Source organism: Mesorhizobium sp. BR1-1-4 (genome assembly GCF_020165375.1).
GTDB classification, from domain to species: Bacteria; Pseudomonadota; Alphaproteobacteria; order Rhizobiales; family Rhizobiaceae; genus Mesorhizobium; species Mesorhizobium australicum.
This window is the reverse complement of sequence record NZ_JAIUIB010000013.1, coordinates 1-15,850: the sequence shown is the minus strand read 5'-3', so window position 1 is coordinate 15,850 and position 15,850 is coordinate 1. Positions and strand designations below refer to the sequence as shown.

Sequence of the window (15,850 nt, the reverse complement as noted above, 5' to 3'; positions counted from 1 at the left end):
TCAATCGACGGCGATGAGCGCGGCCGCCACGGCGCGGTTTTCAGCCAGAAGGACATTGTAGGTCCGCACTGCTGCCCCAGTCGACATCGGGTCGGACGCTATGCCGGCATCCTTCAGCGCGGCCCGCAGCGCCGCCGGCAACGGCCTGAGATCCCGACCCATGCCAACCAGCAGGATCTCGACCTTGTCGGCCTCGGCGAGCAGCCTGTCGAAATCCGCCACGGTCAGCGCTTGGGGATTTGCCGGCTCCCAACCATGGATGCCTGTGGACAGGCACATGAGAGAGCCGCGATGCGACATGTCGGCAAAGCGGAAGCCGCCATTGCCATAGGCCTCGATCGGCGCGCGGCCGGGGAAATGCGCCTCGCGGATAATGATGCCTTTGCCGGCCATCACTCTATCACCCCTCGGGGCCGCGCGTCAGGTCGCGACGGCCTTGCCGCCGCTGACCGGCTTTTCCTCGTCGGCCGAAGCCTGCGGCCGCAGCTTGAACAGGATCAGCAACGGCGCCGCGATGAAGATCGACGAATACGTGCCGAACACGACGCCGAACAGCATCGCCAGCGTAAACGAGCGGATCACTTCGCCGCCGAACAGCACCAGCGCCAGCAGCGCCAAGCTGGTCGTCACGGACGTCAGCGTCGTTCTCGACAACGTCTCGTTGATGGCGTTGTTCAACAGCTGCGGCAACGGCATTCGCTTGTATTTTCGCAGATCCTCGCGGACGCGGTCATAGACCACGATCGTGTCGTTCAGCGAATACCCGATAATGGTCAGGATCGCCGCCAGTGACGACTGGTTGAACTCGAGCCCGGTGATGACGAAGAAACCGAGCGTCATGACCACATCGTGCACTGTCGCGACAATGGCGCCGACCGCGAACTGCCATTCGAAGCGGAACCAGACATAGATCAGGATGCCGGCCAGCGCGACGATCATGGCGATCGTGCCTTGCTTGGCCAACTCGCCGGAAACCGTCGGGCCCACCACTTCGACGCGACGGAAATTATACTGATCCTGCAGCTCGCCGCGCACCTTGTCGATCACGGTCTGCTCGGCATTTTCACCGGCATCCTGCGTGCCGACGCGGATCAACACGTCGTTGGGCGCACCGAACTGCTGCACCTGAACTTCGCCGATGTTCAGTTCCGTCAATCGGCTGCGGATGTCACCAATATTGGCATCGCCGCTCTTCGACTGCACCTCGATCAGAGAACCGCCCTTGAAGTCGATGCCGTAATTGATGCCGACGCTCATGAACAACACGACGGACAGTATCGACAATGTGCTCGACAGCGCGAACGTCCACCGGCGAATACCCATGAACGGAATTTTCGTGCCGGGCGGAACGAAAGTCACCGGTGCGCGCGGCAGTTCCTTCGGACGTGCGCGGCGCAGCCAGATCGACACCAGCAGGCGGGTGAAGGTGAAAGCGGTGAAGACCGTGGTCAGGATGCCGATGGCATAGGTGATGGCAAAGCCCTTCACGGGTCCGGTACCGAGATAGAACAGCACCACTGTCGCAATCAGCGAGGTAACATTGGAATCGACGATGGTCGCCAGCGCCTTCGAGAAGCCGGTGTCGATCGCCTGGATCACCGAGCGACCGGCGCGTCGCTCCTCGCGGATACGCTCATAGATAAGCACGTTGGAATCGACCGCCATGCCGATGGTCAGTACGATACCGGCAATACCCGGCAAGGTCAGCGTCGCGCCGAGCAGCGACAGCAGTCCGACGATCATCGCCACGTGCACCGCCAGCGCGATATTGGCGAGGAAACCGAGGAAACCGTAGGCGACGAACATGAATGCCACGACGAGAATCGAACCGATGATGCCGGCGACCTTGCCGGCGTGGATCGAATCCTGGCCGAGGCCCGGACCCACGGTACGCTCCTCGATGACCGTCAATGTCGCGGGCAGCGCGCCGGCGCGCAGCAGCACGGCGAGGTCGTTGGCGCTTTGGGCTGTGAAATTGCCGGAGATCTGGCCGGTGCCGCCAAGGATCGGTTCACGGATCTGCGGCGCCGAAATCACCTGGTTGTCGAGGATGATGGCGAACAGCTTGCCGACGTTCTGCGCGGTGGCCTGGCCGAAGCGGGCGGCACCCTTGGAATCGAAGCGGAACGAAACCACCGGCTCGTTGTTCTGCGAATTGTACGTCGCCTGTGCGTCGACGAGGTTTTCACCCGACACGATAACGCGGTTCTCGATCAGGTATGGAACCGGCGGATCGTCCTGGGAATAGAGCACCGACGAACCGGCTGGCGGGCGCCCCTTGAGCGCGTCCTGCACCGGCATCGACTGGTCGACCATCTGGAAGGTCAGCTTCGCGGTCTGGCCGAGAATTTCCTTCAGCCGCTGCGGATCCTGCAGGCCAGGCACCTGGACGAGGATGCGGTCCTCGCCTTGCCGCTGCACGATAGGCTCGGTCGTGCCGAGTTCGTTGACGCGGCGCTCGACCACCTCGATCGATTGTGCCAACGCGGTCGACGTGCGGTATTTGATGCCGGCGTCGGTGACGGTGAACTTGAGCAGGCCCGGCTCGGAATCATCCAGCGCCATTTCCTGGATGGAACCGCCGGTGAACAAGCCGGCGGCGACAGGATCGGTCAAAGTCTTCAATGCCTTCTTGGCGGCATCGAGCTGGGCGGGATCGGTGATGCGGACCTGCAGGGTCTTGCCGGTGCCGGCAAGACCGGTATAGCCGATCTTGGCATCGCGCAGCAGTGTGCGGATTTCGTCGCGCGTCGTCTCCAACCGATCCTTGATCAGATCGTTCTGGTTCATCTCCAGCAGGATGTGCGAACCGCCCTGCAGATCGAGGCCGAGCGTCATCTGCCGCTTCGGCACCCAACTGGGCAGCTGAGCCAGCGTGCTGGCGGGGAACAGGTTGGGCGCGGCGAGGATCACTGTGGCGGCCACGGCCAGCCAGATCAGGATCATCTTGAAGCGCGAGAAATAAAGCATAGGGCGTCGTCCGTCAGAGCGTGTCCGCGGATCGCTCCGCCTTGAATCTGGTTATTTCTTGGCGTTCTGGTTGGCGACCGGTTCGCCCTTGACTCGCACATCGGCGATCGTCGAGCGCAGCGCCGTCACCTTGGTGCCGCCGCCAAGATCGATCTCCAGCTCGTTGTCGTCGATCACTTTCGTCACCTTGCCGACAAAGCCGCCGCCGGTGACGACAGTGTCGCCGCGACGAACCGCCGCCAGCATCTCGCCGCGCTTCTTCAGCTGCGTGCGTTGCGGGCGGATGATCAGAAAATACATGATCACGAAAATCAGGACAAACGGCAAAATGCTGATGAACATATCGGGAGAGGCGCCGCCGATGCCTTGGGCGTATGCCGGTGTCACGAACATCGAGGTACTCCTGAATTTTGAAAAACAGCCACCAAACGATCAAGCGGGATTTGGCGGCCCCTAGAAATTTGGCCGGAATATAGTCGGTAAAGTTGTCAATGCAACTGCGCGGCCGGGCAAATCGGCTGCTTTTCCGGCCTGTTTAGCCGTGTTAGAGCAGGATCGCGAAAACCGCGAGCCGGTTTTCGGAAAAGATCACGCTCGAACAAATGGTTGCAACCGGTTTCGAAACCGCCGGAATCGAACCGGACCTACCTGCCACCGCAAAAACCGAAGCAAAAAAGACCCGACATGACCGATACCAGCATCGACGCCCTGAACCAGAAACTCGACCGCCTGATCGAGGCGGTCAGCCGCCTCGCGCCGCCGCCGGCGCCTGAAACCGACCTCAACGTGGCCGACTGCTTCGTCTGGCAGGCCGATCCCGGATATCTGGAGCCGGTGCGCAAGGTCAACCGCGTGGATATCGGCCTGATCCGCGGTGTCGACCGCGTCCGCGACATCCTCGTCGACAACACTGAGCGCTTCGCCGCCGGTTTCGCCGCCAACAACGTCCTGTTGTGGGGTGCCCGCGGCATGGGCAAATCGTCGCTGGTCAAAGCCGTACACGCGCGGATCAATGCCAAGGCGAAGCCCGGCCTGCCACTCAAGCTGATAGAAATCCACCGCGAGGACATCGACACGCTGCCGAAGCTGATGGGCCTGCTGAAGGCGGCCCCCTTCCGCGTCATCCTGTTTTGCGACGATCTGTCCTTTGACCATGACGATACGTCCTACAAGTCGCTCAAGGCAGCACTCGAAGGCGGCGTCGAGGGCCGTCCGGCCAACGTCATCTTCTACGCGACCTCGAACCGCCGCCACCTGTTGCCGCGCGACATGATCGACAATGAGCGCTCGACCGCCATCAACCCATCGGAAGCGGTCGAGGAAAAGGTCTCGCTATCCGACCGTTTCGGGCTGTGGCTCGGCTTCCATAAATGCTCGCAGGACGAATATCTCGACATGGTCAACGGCTATGCCAGCCATCATGGCCTCGACATCGACCCCGAGCAGTTGCGCGCCGAAGCGCTGGAATGGGCCACCACACGCGGCAGCCGCTCAGGCCGCGTCGCCTGGCAATTCACCCAGGATCTGGCCGGCAGGCTCGGCAAGCCATTGAAGGATTGAGGCGATGGATCGCGCCGCCAACCCGATCAACCGACAGCGTCATTTGGGCGGCGTCCGTCGCAAATCGCGCGGCGTTTGACCGATCTCGCGGCGCATCCAATGCGCCAGGTGTGACTGGTGCGCGAAGCCCGTCATTTCAGCTACTTCGCTTGTGCTGAGGTCGCCTCGCTGCAGCAGAACGCGTGCGCGTTCAACGCGACGCCGTAACACATAGCGGTGCAGGGTGACGCCCGTCGCCACTTTGAACCATGTCCGCAAATGGGAGCTGCTCGCGCCGGCAACGCGGCTTAGTCGATGAATCGAAAGCGGCTCGTGAAGAGACGCCTCGATGTGCTCCAGCACGCGTTTGAGCTGGGTATCCGACAAACGGTTCGTTCGACCGATATCAGGTTCACCAAGGCCGAGCAGCCTCACCGCCAGTGCGGCGCCAATGCTGTCGGCAAACAAAGGGCCGCTTGGCGAATCTGCATTCAGTTCGCTCTCGAGCGCCCGGGCGAGATGTTCGATGCGCTGGTCGCGAAGCAGGTGGCGCGTGTCGAGCCGCAATGCTTGCCCCTTGCCGCCAAGCTCCGCCACCACCCTTTCCATCAGCGCTGGCTGCAACGCAATCTCGATCGTGTCGAACGGGGTTTCGGCCTCGAAGCCGCCCTCCTGGCCGGCTGGCACCAGGTCGATATCCCCGGCGCGCCTGACGAAATATCGCCCAACCTGATCGCAGTAGGAGCGTGTCGCCGCGCTGGCATGCACCATGATGCGATGGTGTGGAGCCCGGGACAGGCGGTGGACTCCGGCTTCGATATGCCGGGAGGCCATTGTTACATCGGACACGGCTTGAGCCGGAGCGTATTGCGACCGCATGCTCTCTCTCGATTCATGGCAAAACCTGTCCGAGATTTGGCAATTCCCGCGCGATTTTCAATGGCGTCGACCTGTACTCACGCCTCTCCATCAAACTTGGACGAGAGGTTACACCATGAGTTTCTATGTTGTTGTCGGAGCGGGCCCGGTCGGTCGCGAAACCGCTCGCCTTCTTGGCGAGGAAGGACATGATGTCGTTCTCACCAGCCGAAGCGTCGGCTCCAACGCATTGCGGAACGTGCGGCCCATGCAGGCCGATGCTACCGATGCGTCGGAACTCGCGCGTGTCTGCCAAGGCGCCGATGCCATCTTCATGTGCGCCATGGCCACCTATCACAGGTGGCCAACCGATTTTTTCCCCATCATCGACGGCACCGTGCGCGCGGCCGAAGCGGTCGGCGCGAAACTCATCGTGTTGGGCAACCTCTATGGCTATGGGGAAAATGCCGATAGCCCGCTTCGTTCCGACCTGTCCCTGGATCCTACTTCGAAGAAGGGAACGGCCAGGACGATCATGTGGCAGCGAGCCGCCCGTGCCGACGTGCCGGCAATCGAAGTGCGGTCCAGCGACTATCTCGGCCACAGCGCGATCAGCTACTTCTCGCTGGTCGCCCTGCCCTCCATCATCGAAGGGAAGCCTACCGCTTTCATTGGAAACCTCGATGCGACGCATGCCTGGGCCTTCACCAAGGACGTCGCCAAGACGCTGGTCGCGGCTTCCCGCTTCACGGGCGAATGGGGACGGGCGTTTCACGTCCCCTCGCAATACGCCTCACCCCGGGAGCTCATCCAGAAAACCGCTGCGATGCTTCGACAGGAGGTTTCAGAAATCCGTTCTTATTCGATTGCCGAGATGGAAGCATTGGGTATGCATGAGCTCATCGAGATGAGCTATCTTTTCGAGAACCCCTTGCTGGTGGATTCTTCCGACGCCGAGGTGCTTCTCGGTATCAAGGCCAGCAGCCTTGAGGTCATGATCGCCGACACGCTGCGTGATCATCTCCGCGCTTGAGGGCCGGCCTTCGACAGAACTGAAAAAGCCCGCTCCTTGCGGAACGGGCTGAGCCGGCGGGCTGGACTGGAGGTCAGGCGACCCGCATATCGCTTTTTTTCTTCTATTCGAGATAGCCTGACGGATCGACCGGGGCGGAGTTCTTGCGCACTTCGAAGTGCAGCTTCGGCGAATCCGTCGTGCCGCTCATGCCCGAGAGCGCGATTTCCTGGCCGCGCTTGACCTTCTGGCCGCGCTGGACCTCGATCGAGCTGGCATGGCCATACACGGTGACCAGGCCGTTCTCGTGGCGCACCAGCACCGTGTTGCCGAATTCCTTGAGGCCGTCGCCGGCATAGATGACAACACCGTTCTCGGCCGCCTTGACCGGCGTGCCCGTGGGCACGGCGATATCGACGCCGTCCTTGCCGGATCCGAAACCGGAGATCACCCGGCCGCGCACCGGCCAGCGCATCTTGCCGATGCCGGTGGCATCGGGTGCCACCGCGTCGTCGTCCTCGGCCTGCTGGATGACCTTGGCGTCCTTCTTCGGCGGCGTGTAGGAGGCCAGCGTTTCCGAAGGCGTGGCCTTTGCCGGGACTTGCGTTGTCGCGGTGGTCACCGGATCGACCTTGGCCGGCTTGGCGCTGGCAACCGTCGCCGTTCCGCCGCCCGGCACCTTCAAGGTCTGGCCGATTTTCAATATGCCGTCCTTCATGCCGTTGGCCTGCTTCAGCGCGACCACGCCGACGCCGGTCTTTCTGGCAATCGAGGACATCGTGTCACCCGACTGGACCGTATACGTACCGGCGGCGCCGGTTGCCTTGGCCATCTGCGCCGGCTTGGGTTCCTTGGGCTGGTTCGCCGTGGCCGACGCATCGACCTGGGCGGCGGACTTGCCCTCCTTCAGCTTAGGCTGCTGCGGCAGCACCGCCACCTTGTCCGGCGCGCTGGCCGGCAGGTCATGCTTGCCGTCCTTTGCCGGCTTTGCGTCGGCGACCTTCGGCTCGGCCTTGCTCGAATAGGCATAGGCCGGGATGACGATCTTCTGGCCGGTCTTCAGCCCCTTGGTCGGGCTCAGGCCATTCACCTTCATGATGACATCGGCCGGCACCTTGTAATGCGCCGCCAGGCCGGAAATGGTCTCGCCGTCCCTGACGGTGATTTCGGTCGCGTGCGGCGTGCCTGCCTGGGCCATCCTCGGCTCGTCGGGCTGGGCATTCTTGAAAGGCTTGGCGGCCGGCGCGACAGTGCCGGTCGTCGTCCTGTCGACATGAGGAGCGGGCCGAACCAAGGCCGGCGCCGATGCGACACGCACCGGATTGGCGGCAGGCGCGAGCGCTGGAGCCGGCTGCGCCTGCGCGGAAGCCGGCGGCGGCAAAGGCCGGCTCGAAACCGGATCGAGGCTGGAACGGCTCACCGACTGCGTGTGGCTGCCATCAAGCGGAGCAGCCGAGACATCGCCCGGATAAGGCTGCACCGCATCCTGCTTGTTGATGATGGCACGTTGATTGTTGGTCGAGGACGTGAAGACGTCGTCGACACTGTTGAACCGCGAAGCCTGGGAACTGCACCCGGCCGCCGCGCCTGCAATCATCAGAACAGCGCAGCCCCGCGCCAGATTGCGACTATTTGTCTTCAAAACACTGAGTTGCATCGCACTAACCCGCACAAACGCTGCACCAACTGGACAGGATTAAAGCGCGTTAATGTTACTGGCCGGTTAACCCATTAGAATCCGACGAAAATTTTCTTAAAACATTTGGGGATGATCAGCGGCACGATGGCGAGCCCGAAAGAGATCTGGCGGCCGGCCGGAAACTAGATAACCGCTGCAATGCTGCGCAGGATCGGCTGCAGCCGCACGAGGCCGATATCCTCGCGCTCGAAACGGCTGCCGACCTTGGTGAGCTTGGCCAGCACCTGCTCGCCCTCCTCCGGCCCGATCGGCGCGATGACGATGCCGCCGCTCGACAATTGGTCGAGCAGGAAGCGCGGCAGGCTGTCGAATGCCGCCCAGGCGACGATGCGGTCAAACGGCCCTTCATTGGGCAATCCGTTGGAACCATCGGCCTGCCGCACGATGGCATTGCTGATGCCGAGTGCCTCGAAGCGCTGCCTGGCTTGCTCGACCAGCGTCTTGTACCGATCCACGGTCACGACCCGCGCCGCCAGCCGCGACATGACAGCCGATGTGTAGCCGGAACCGGTGCCGATCTCGAGCACGCGGTTTCCCGTTTCAATGGCCAATGCGGCGATCACCGCCGCCTGCAGATCCGCCCCTTCGATCGCTTCGCCGCATTCGATCGGCAGCATGCGGTCCGACCAGGCGATCTGGTGGTATTGCGCTGCCAGGAAGCCGCGTCGCGGCGTTGCCTCGAAAGCCGCGATCAGCGCCTTCGGCACCGTTCCCCTGCCGCGCAGGCGCAGCAGGAAAGCGGCAAATCCTTCGCGATCATCGATTGGAAAGCCCTGATTCATGCAAGCGCCTTGCTCAGCTGGTCACGGATCTCATGCGCGGTAAGGTCAAGCTGCAGCGGCGTCACCGACACCAGCCTGTTGCGCAGGGCAAAGAGATCGGTGCCCTGCTTGCCCTCGACCGGCTCGCGGCCGAAGCGCAGCCAGTAATAAGGCAGGCCGCGCCCGTCGCGGCGCTCGTCGACCCACAGGCTGTGCACCAGCTTGCCCTGCGTGGTGACCACCGTGCCGGCCACTTCCTCGGGAAGGCAGTTGGGGAAATTGACGTTGAGCAGGACGCCGTCCGGCAGCGGCGTCGCGACGAGCTTCTTCAGCAGTGCCGGCGCCAGCGCTTCGGTGGTCTCATAGGGGACGACGCGATCCTCGCCGACAGTGCTGTAGCCCTGGCTGAGCGCTATCGACCGGATGCCGAGCAGCGCGCCTTCCATGGCGCCGGCGACGGTACCGGAATAGGTGACGTCGTCGGCGATGTTGGCGCCCGAATTGATACCGGACAGGATCAGGTCGGGCGCACCGGGCAGGATCTTCTTGACGCCCATGATGACGCAATCGGTTGGCGTGCCGCGCACGGCAAAATGCCTTTCGCCGATTTTCCGCAACCGCAGCGGCTCCGAAATCGACAGCGAATGCGCATAGCCCGACTGGTCCTGTTCCGGCGCTACCACCCAGACATCGTCGGACAGGATGCGGGCGACGCGCTCGAGCGAGGCCAGGCCCTCGGCATGGATGCCGTCGTCATTGGTCAGAAGAATGCGCATTATTTCGATTCGATCTTTTCCAGGCCGCCCATGTAAGGCCGCAGCACTTCAGGAATGGTTACGCTGCCATCCTCATTCTGATAGTTTTCGATGACAGCTATGAGCGCGCGGCCGACAGCGGTGCCCGAACCGTTCAGCGTATGGACGAAGCGGTTGCCCTTACCATCCTTGTCCTTGTAACGGGCATCCATACGGCGCGCCTGGAAATCGCCGCAGACAGAGCAGGACGAGATTTCGCGATAGGCGTTCTGGCCGGGCAACCAGACCTCGATGTCATAGGTCTTGCGCGCGCCAAAACCCATGTCGCCGGTGCTGAGCACCATGGTCCGGAACGGCAGCTCAAGCCGCTTCAAGACTTCCTCGGCGCATTGTGTCATCCGCTCATGCTCGGCGAGTGAGGATTCCTGGTCGGTGATCGAGACCAGCTCGACCTTGTAGAATTGATGCTGGCGCAGCATGCCGCGCGTATCGCGTCCCGCCGAGCCTGCCTCGGAACGAAAGCAGGGCGTCAGCGCCGTGAAGCGCAGCGGCAGCTTTTCATGCGCCGTGATTTCTTCGCGCACGAGGTTGGTGAGCGGCACTTCGGCGGTCGGGATCAGGCCAAGCCTGCCCTCTCCATGTGGCGTGAAGAACAGATCCTCCTCGAACTTCGGCAACTGGTTGGTGCCGAACAGAACGTCGTCCTTCACCATCAGCGGCGGGATCACTTCCTCATAGCCATGCTCCGTCGTGTGCAGGTCGAGCATGAACTGGCCGATGGCGCGTTCCATCCGCGCCAGACCACTCCTGAGCACGGTGAAGCGCGATCCCGACAGTTTCGCCGCGCGCTCGAAATCCATCATGCCGAGCGCTTCGCCGATCTCGAAATGCTCCTTCACCCAGTTCGGCCGTGTCGGCACCTTGCCGACGACATGCTTGACGACATTGTCGTGCTCGTCCTTGCCGACCGGCACGTCGCCGAACGGCACATTCGGCAGCACCGCCAGCGCATCGTTCAGCGCCTTGTCAAGCTCGCGCTCGCGCGCCTCGCCGTTCTGGATGAAGGTCTTGATCTCGCCGACTTCGGCCTTGAGTTTCTCGGCAAGGGCGGCATCGCCCGAACGCATGGCGTTGCCGATCTCCTTCGAGGCGGCGTTGCGGCGCTCCTGCCTGGTCTGCAGCTCGGTGACATGTTCGCGCCGCGCCTCGTCCTTGGCGATCAGCCCGTCGACCGTGGACTGCGCCTCATCCGCCGACCACGAGCGCTTGGTGAGCGCCTCGACAAGGGCCTTCGGGTTGTCGCGAATCCATTTGATGTCAAGCATGGTGTCCGTCCTCAAGCTAGGTTTGAGGGGCGTAAACCGCATCCTTGATCGATGCAAGATGGGCCGGGCGGCGGTTGTCGTTTTCCGCCGCCGCCGATGCCCTACGAGGCCGCCGGCGCTGGCGGCTCGTCCGGCGCCTTGCCGGCCACGGTCTCGCCGGCTTCCTGCTTCTCGCGCGCAAGCCGCTGTTTCTCCTGGTCGCGCTCGATCCACCGCGCGGCCCAGATGGAAACCTCGTAGAGAAGGATGGTCGGAATGGCCAAGCCGATCTGGCTCATCGGATCCGGAGGTGTCAGCACCGCGGCAACGATGAAGGCGATGACGATCGCCCATTTGCGTTTTTCGGCCAGCGCCTTGGACGACAGCATGCCGACGCGCGTCATCAGGCTGGTTACCACCGGCAGCTGGAACACCAGGCCGAAGGAGAAGATCAACGTCATGATCAGGCTGAGATATTCCGACACTTTCGGCAGCAGCGAAATCTGTACCTGGTCATCGGTGCCGACCTGCTGCATGGCGAGGAAGAACCACATCACCATCGGCGTGAAGAAGAAATAGACCAGCGAGGCGCCCATCAGGAACAGGATGGGCGATGCGATCAGGAACGGCAGGAAGGCATTGCGCTCGTTCTTGTAGAGCCCAGGCGCAATGAATTTGTAGATCTGCGTGGCGATCAGCGGAAAGGCGATGACCATGCCGCCGAACATGGCGAGCTTGACCTGCGTGAAGAAGAATTCCTGCGGCGCGGTATAGATCAGCTCGACCTTGTGCGGGTCCAGCCCTGCCCATTTCGTCGCCCACTTGAAGGGGACAACCAGAAGGTTGAACAGCCTCTTGGCAAAGAAGAAGCAAACCAGGAAGGCAACGAAGAAGCCACCGAGAGACCAGATCAACCGCCTGCGCAGCTCGATCAGATGCTCCATCAGAGGCGCCGACGATTTTTCGATCTCGTCCTTTTCCTTGTCCGAAACGCTCACTTGGCGGCTCCAGCCGTCTTTTTGGCTACCGGCTTCTTGGCCCCAGCAGGTTTCGGTTCGGTTTTCGCAGGCGCCTTGGCAGCAGGCGCCTTGGCTGCAGGCGCCTTGGCGACGGCAGGCTTCGTCACAGCCGCGGTTTCAGGAACTGCCGCTGTCGTGGCCTTTGTCGACGCCTTGGGCGTGGGTGCGGTTTTTGCCGCCCCTGCGGGTGAGGCTTTTGCCGCCACCACCTTAATGGATGGCGCTTTTGAAGCCGGCACCGCCTTGGCGGTTTTCTTGGATGCCTTCGGTTCCGTGGAAGCCGCCACCACCGATTCATCGGTCATCGCCGGGAACATCGATGCTGGGGTCGTGACTTCCGGGCCATTGACGCCAGGCATGGTCGTTGCACCGTTCTTCAACGGCTCGGCCGCCTGTGGCGTCGCCGCGGCAGGGGCCGATGGATCGGCGGCGGCCGGCTTCGGCTTCATCGCCGCGTCGACGCCGGCGCGCACATCGGCTGCCGCCTGCTCGAACGGATTGAGCTGCTTCTTGATCTCGGCGACTGGGCTGAGACCCCGGAGTTCGTCGACCGACTTCTTGACGTCGTCGAGCTCGGCTTCCTTCAAGGCCTCGTTGAATTGCTTCTGGAAATCGGCGGCCATGGCGCGCAACTTCGCCGTCGTGCGGCCGAATGTGCGCAGCATGTTGGGCAAATCCTTGGGCCCGACGACCACGATCATGACGATCGCGATCACCAGCATTTCGGTCCAGCCGACTTCAAACATGGCAATCTGTTCCGACTAGAACTTTTGGCTCAGCTCTTGCTGGCCTTTTCCTTCGCGGCCGAAACGGTCTCATCGGCACGGTGTTCGACGGTGCGCTTGTCGTCGGCAACGTCGTCGTCGGCCATGCCTTTCTTGAAGCTCTTGATGCCCTTGGCCATGTCACCCATCAGCTCGGGAATCTTGCCGCGGCCGAACACCAGCAGCACGATCACCAGCACGATCATCCAGTGCCAAATCGAAAATGAACCCATAACCAAATCTCTCTCGAATGTTTTCCCTGGCGATGATCTATGCGTTTTCGCTTTGGGATTCAAACACAACCGCGACAGAGTTTATGAAAGGCCGACGGATGTCACGCATTTTCGGCGATGCGGCCCGCTACCAAACGGCGCATGTAAAGCCGGAAAGCAGCTTTTGAAAGGCGCTCGTGGTCAATCTTCCGTGACGCGCGGCGTCAGCAGGCCGAGCTCCTCGAGGTCGATGTCGGTCAGCGGATCCTCGTCCTCGGTCAGCGCGTCGGGATCGGCCGGCGGTTGCGGGATGGAGAAATTCGACGGCATGCGGCCCGAAAGCAGGCCGGCGCCTTTCAGTTCCTCCATGCCTGGAAGATCACGGATTTCCTCGAGTGCGAAATGGTCGAGGAAGGTTTCGGTGGTGCCATAGGTGACGGGGCGGCCGGGCGTTTTGCGGCGGCCGCGCATGCGCACCCATTCCGTTTCGAGCAGCGTGTCGAGCGTGCCCTTCGAGGTTTCGACACCTCTGATGTCCTCGATCTCGGCGCGCGTCACCGGCTGGTGGTAGGCTATGATCGCCAGCACCTCGAGCGCCGCCCGTGACAGCTTGCGCTGCTGCACCGTATCGCGGCTCATCAGGAAAGCCAGGTCGCCAGCGGTTCGGAAGGCCCAGGCATCGCCAACCCGCACCAGATTGACGCCGCGCCGGGCGTAGATCTGCTGCAGCTCCCTCATGGCTAGCGCGACATTGATGCCATCGGGAAGGCGTGCGGCAAGCTGCTTTTCGCTGACGGGTTCGGCGCTGGCGAACACGATCGCCTCCGCCATGCGCACGGCTTCCGCCATATGCAGACGCTCGGCCGGGTTCTGCACCTGCTCGGCCACATCCTCGGAGAACAACTCCTGCCCAGGCTCGTCCTCGACCTTGAACGGGATAACCGAAGCGTTGGCGCGTTCGCTCATGATGCCACCTCGACTGCCTTGATTGCTTGCGTGCGGCCGCGCAAATAGATCGGGGCAAATGTCTGATCCTGCCGCACGTCCATCGTGCCGTCGCGCACCAGTTCCAATGTTGCCGCGAAGGAACTGGCGATCGCCGTGCGCCTTTCCTCGGGGCTGGTCATGTACACGATCAGGAAACTTTCCAGTGTCGTCCAGTCGCTTACAGCCCCGACAAGGCGGGTCAGGATGTCGCGCGCGTCCTTGAGCGACCAGACACCGCGCCTGGCGATCGTCACGTTGTTGATCGCCTGCTTCTGCCGCTGCTGGGCATAGGCCGTCAGCAAGTCGTAGAGCGACGCTGAATAGGCGTTGCGCTTCTCGATGATCACCATTTCCGGCATGCCGCGCGCGAACACGTCGCGACCGAGCCGGTTGCGGTTGACCAGACGCGCAGACGCGTCGCGCATGGCTTCGAGCCGCTTCAGCCGGAACTGCAGCACCGCCGCCAGTTCCTCACCGCTTTCGCCCTCCTCGCCCGGCTGCTTGGGAATCAGCAGCTTCGACTTGAGGAAGGCCAGCCAAGCCGCCATCACCAGATAGTCGGCGGCAAGTTCGAGCCGCAGCGCCCTCGCCGTCTCGACAAAGGTCAGATATTGCTCGACCAGTGCCAAGATCGAAATGCGCGCCAGATCGACCTTCTGGTTACGGGCAAGATGCAGGAGAAGGTCGAGCGGGCCTTCGAAGCCGGCCACGTCAACGACCAGCGATGGATCGCCGGTGACGCGTGAATCGTCATTCTCGGCCCACAGGCGGTCCATCGGTGCGGCCTTCGGAGCCTTGCTTTCCAATGCTTCCGCCACTGCCCTGTCACTTCCCTTGGCTATGCCACCGCGTCGAAATAGGTGGCGAATTCAGCGCGTATCTCGGTTTCTTCTACCGTGTCGCTTTTCTTTATATAGGTCATTGCCCGCTTGGCGCGCTCCAGCGACTTGCCTTCAAGCCCTTTGGTGCGCGATGCGATCCCCGCCATCTCCTCGAAAACGCCGTTGCAGTGAAGGACCAGATCACAGCCGGCCGCAAGGATCGAGGCGGCCTTTGTCGGGAAATCCCCAGAAAGTGCCTTCATCGAGGTGTCGTCGCTCATCAAGAGCCCGTCAAAACCGATCTCGCGGCGGATGATCTCGTCGATGACCTTGCCGGATGTCGTCGCCGGGTTCTTGGGATCGATGGCGCTGTAGACGACATGCGCGGTCATGGCCATCGGCAGATGGTTGAGTTCGCGGAACGGGGCGAAGTCGTGCCGTTGCAGATCGCTGAGCGAGGCGTCGACGACAGGCAGCTCGAAATGCGTGTCGGCAAACGCCCGGCCGTGCCCCGGAACATGCTTCATCACGGGCAGCACGCCGCCCGCCATCAGGCCTTCGGCCGCGGCGCGGCCGAGTTCGATGACCGGACGCGGATCCTTGCCATAGGCGCGCGCGCCGATGACATCGCTGGCCCCTTCGATCGGGACGTCGAGCACCGGCAGGCAATCCGCCGATATACCATAGCGCAGGAGGTCGAAGGCATGCAGCCGCGCCATCAGCCAGGCGGCGCGCACGCCAGCGTCGTGATCGTCGCGCCAAAGCGCCCCCAGCGCGCCACCGGCCGGATAGTTCGGCGCCAGCGGCGGTCGCAGGCGCTGCACCCTGCCGCCTTCCTGGTCGATGAACACCAGCGCGTCCGGGCGCCCGATGCAGTCGCGCATCTCGGCGACGAGATCGCGGATCTGCTCGGCCTCGCCGATGTTGCGGGCAAACAGGATGAAGGCCCACGGGCACTCATTGCGATAGAAACGGATCTCTTCGCGGGTGAGCGTTTTCCCGGCACAGCCGAGGATCATGGATTTTGATTCGGTCATTTCAGGAGTCTAGGGCTTCGCGAGGTCAAAGGGAATCATCCCTGACCGCATGGCCGGCTGCAAAACAGGCTTCCACATGAAAAAGTCGGGGGGGGGGGGGGGGGGGGGGGCG

General features: G+C 62.5%; 16 protein-coding genes. 2 read left to right on the top strand and 14 right to left on the bottom strand.

The window, feature by feature from the left end:
- From LB571_RS24850 to yajC, 3 genes are read right to left on the bottom strand one after another with little or no spacing between them, the layout of a single operon-like run.
- Positions 1-393, bottom strand: coding sequence for an Mth938-like domain-containing protein (locus LB571_RS24850; protein WP_224598813.1), 393 nt, complete (start codon positions 391-393; stop codon positions 1-3).
- Positions 394-420: 27 nt separating this feature from the next.
- Entirely contained in the window at positions 421-2,970 is a 2,550-nt protein-coding gene (gene secDF / locus LB571_RS24845) for a protein translocase subunit SecDF (protein ID WP_015317543.1), read from the bottom strand.
- A 51-nt stretch (positions 2,971-3,021) separates the two neighbouring features.
- Positions 3,022-3,363, bottom strand: a complete 342-nt coding sequence (gene yajC, locus LB571_RS24840; RefSeq protein ID WP_010909882.1) for a preprotein translocase subunit YajC — start codon at positions 3,361-3,363, stop codon at positions 3,022-3,024.
- A 291-nt stretch (positions 3,364-3,654) separates the two neighbouring features.
- On the opposite strand from yajC, the gene LB571_RS24835 reads away from it, so the two are divergent.
- Positions 3,655-4,530, top strand: coding sequence for an ATP-binding protein (locus tag LB571_RS24835; protein WP_015317542.1), 876 nt, complete (start codon positions 3,655-3,657; stop codon positions 4,528-4,530).
- A 39-nt stretch (positions 4,531-4,569) separates the two neighbouring features.
- Here the strand turns inward: LB571_RS24835 and LB571_RS24830 are convergent, their stop codons facing one another.
- The gene (locus tag LB571_RS24830) at positions 4,570-5,388 is read right to left on the bottom strand and encodes an AraC family transcriptional regulator (protein ID WP_224598809.1); all 819 of its coding nucleotides are present in this window, start codon (positions 5,386-5,388) and stop codon (positions 4,570-4,572) included.
- Positions 5,389-5,503: 115 nt separating this feature from the next.
- Between LB571_RS24830 and LB571_RS24825 the strand changes: the two genes are divergently transcribed.
- Positions 5,504-6,400 carry an NAD-dependent epimerase/dehydratase family protein gene (locus LB571_RS24825; protein ID WP_015317540.1) on the top strand — a complete coding sequence of 299 codons (897 nt, stop codon included), beginning with the start codon at positions 5,504-5,506 and terminating at the stop codon, positions 6,398-6,400.
- A gap of 103 nt (positions 6,401-6,503) precedes the next feature.
- Here the strand turns inward: LB571_RS24825 and LB571_RS24820 are convergent, their stop codons facing one another.
- From LB571_RS24820 to nagZ, 10 genes are all read right to left on the bottom strand, one after another.
- Entirely contained in the window at positions 6,504-8,036 is a 1,533-nt protein-coding gene (locus LB571_RS24820; protein WP_140616085.1) for a peptidoglycan DD-metalloendopeptidase family protein, read from the bottom strand.
- Between the two features lie 164 nt (positions 8,037-8,200).
- Positions 8,201-8,860 carry a protein-L-isoaspartate(D-aspartate) O-methyltransferase gene (locus tag LB571_RS24815; protein ID WP_140723708.1) on the bottom strand — a complete coding sequence of 220 codons (660 nt, stop codon included), beginning with the start codon at positions 8,858-8,860 and terminating at the stop codon, positions 8,201-8,203.
- A complete protein-coding gene (surE, locus tag LB571_RS24810) occupies positions 8,857-9,615 on the bottom strand; it encodes a 5'/3'-nucleotidase SurE (protein ID WP_224598806.1) in 759 nt (252 codons plus the stop codon). The genes LB571_RS24815 and surE overlap by 4 nt, the downstream gene beginning before the upstream one ends.
- Entirely contained in the window at positions 9,615-10,919 is a 1,305-nt protein-coding gene (gene serS, locus LB571_RS24805) for a serine--tRNA ligase (RefSeq protein WP_224598804.1), read from the bottom strand. The genes surE and serS overlap by 1 nt, the downstream gene beginning before the upstream one ends.
- A 101-nt stretch (positions 10,920-11,020) precedes the next feature.
- Positions 11,021-11,896 carry a twin-arginine translocase subunit TatC gene (gene tatC / locus LB571_RS24800; RefSeq protein WP_015317535.1) on the bottom strand — a complete coding sequence of 292 codons (876 nt, stop codon included), beginning with the start codon at positions 11,894-11,896 and terminating at the stop codon, positions 11,021-11,023.
- Positions 11,893-12,663 (bottom strand): Sec-independent protein translocase protein TatB, encoded by a 771-nt coding sequence (gene tatB / locus LB571_RS24795; protein ID WP_015317534.1) that lies wholly within the window; start codon positions 12,661-12,663, stop codon positions 11,893-11,895. The genes tatC and tatB overlap by 4 nt, the downstream gene beginning before the upstream one ends.
- Before the next feature lie 29 nt (positions 12,664-12,692).
- On the bottom strand, positions 12,693-12,914 hold the full coding sequence (locus LB571_RS24790; protein ID WP_015317533.1) for a twin-arginine translocase TatA/TatE family subunit: 222 nt from the start codon (positions 12,912-12,914) through the stop codon (positions 12,693-12,695).
- Between the two features lie 180 nt (positions 12,915-13,094).
- Complete coding sequence (gene scpB, locus LB571_RS24785; RefSeq protein ID WP_140616077.1) at positions 13,095-13,859, bottom strand: SMC-Scp complex subunit ScpB; 765 nt, start codon at positions 13,857-13,859, stop codon at positions 13,095-13,097.
- The gene (locus LB571_RS24780) at positions 13,856-14,656 is read right to left on the bottom strand and encodes a segregation and condensation protein A (RefSeq protein ID WP_140724173.1); all 801 of its coding nucleotides are present in this window, start codon (positions 14,654-14,656) and stop codon (positions 13,856-13,858) included. The genes scpB and LB571_RS24780 overlap by 4 nt, the downstream gene beginning before the upstream one ends.
- 62 nt (positions 14,657-14,718) lie before the next feature.
- Entirely contained in the window at positions 14,719-15,738 is a 1,020-nt protein-coding gene (gene nagZ / locus LB571_RS24775) for a beta-N-acetylhexosaminidase (RefSeq protein WP_140716626.1), read from the bottom strand.
- Positions 15,739-15,850: the final 112 nt, after the last annotated feature.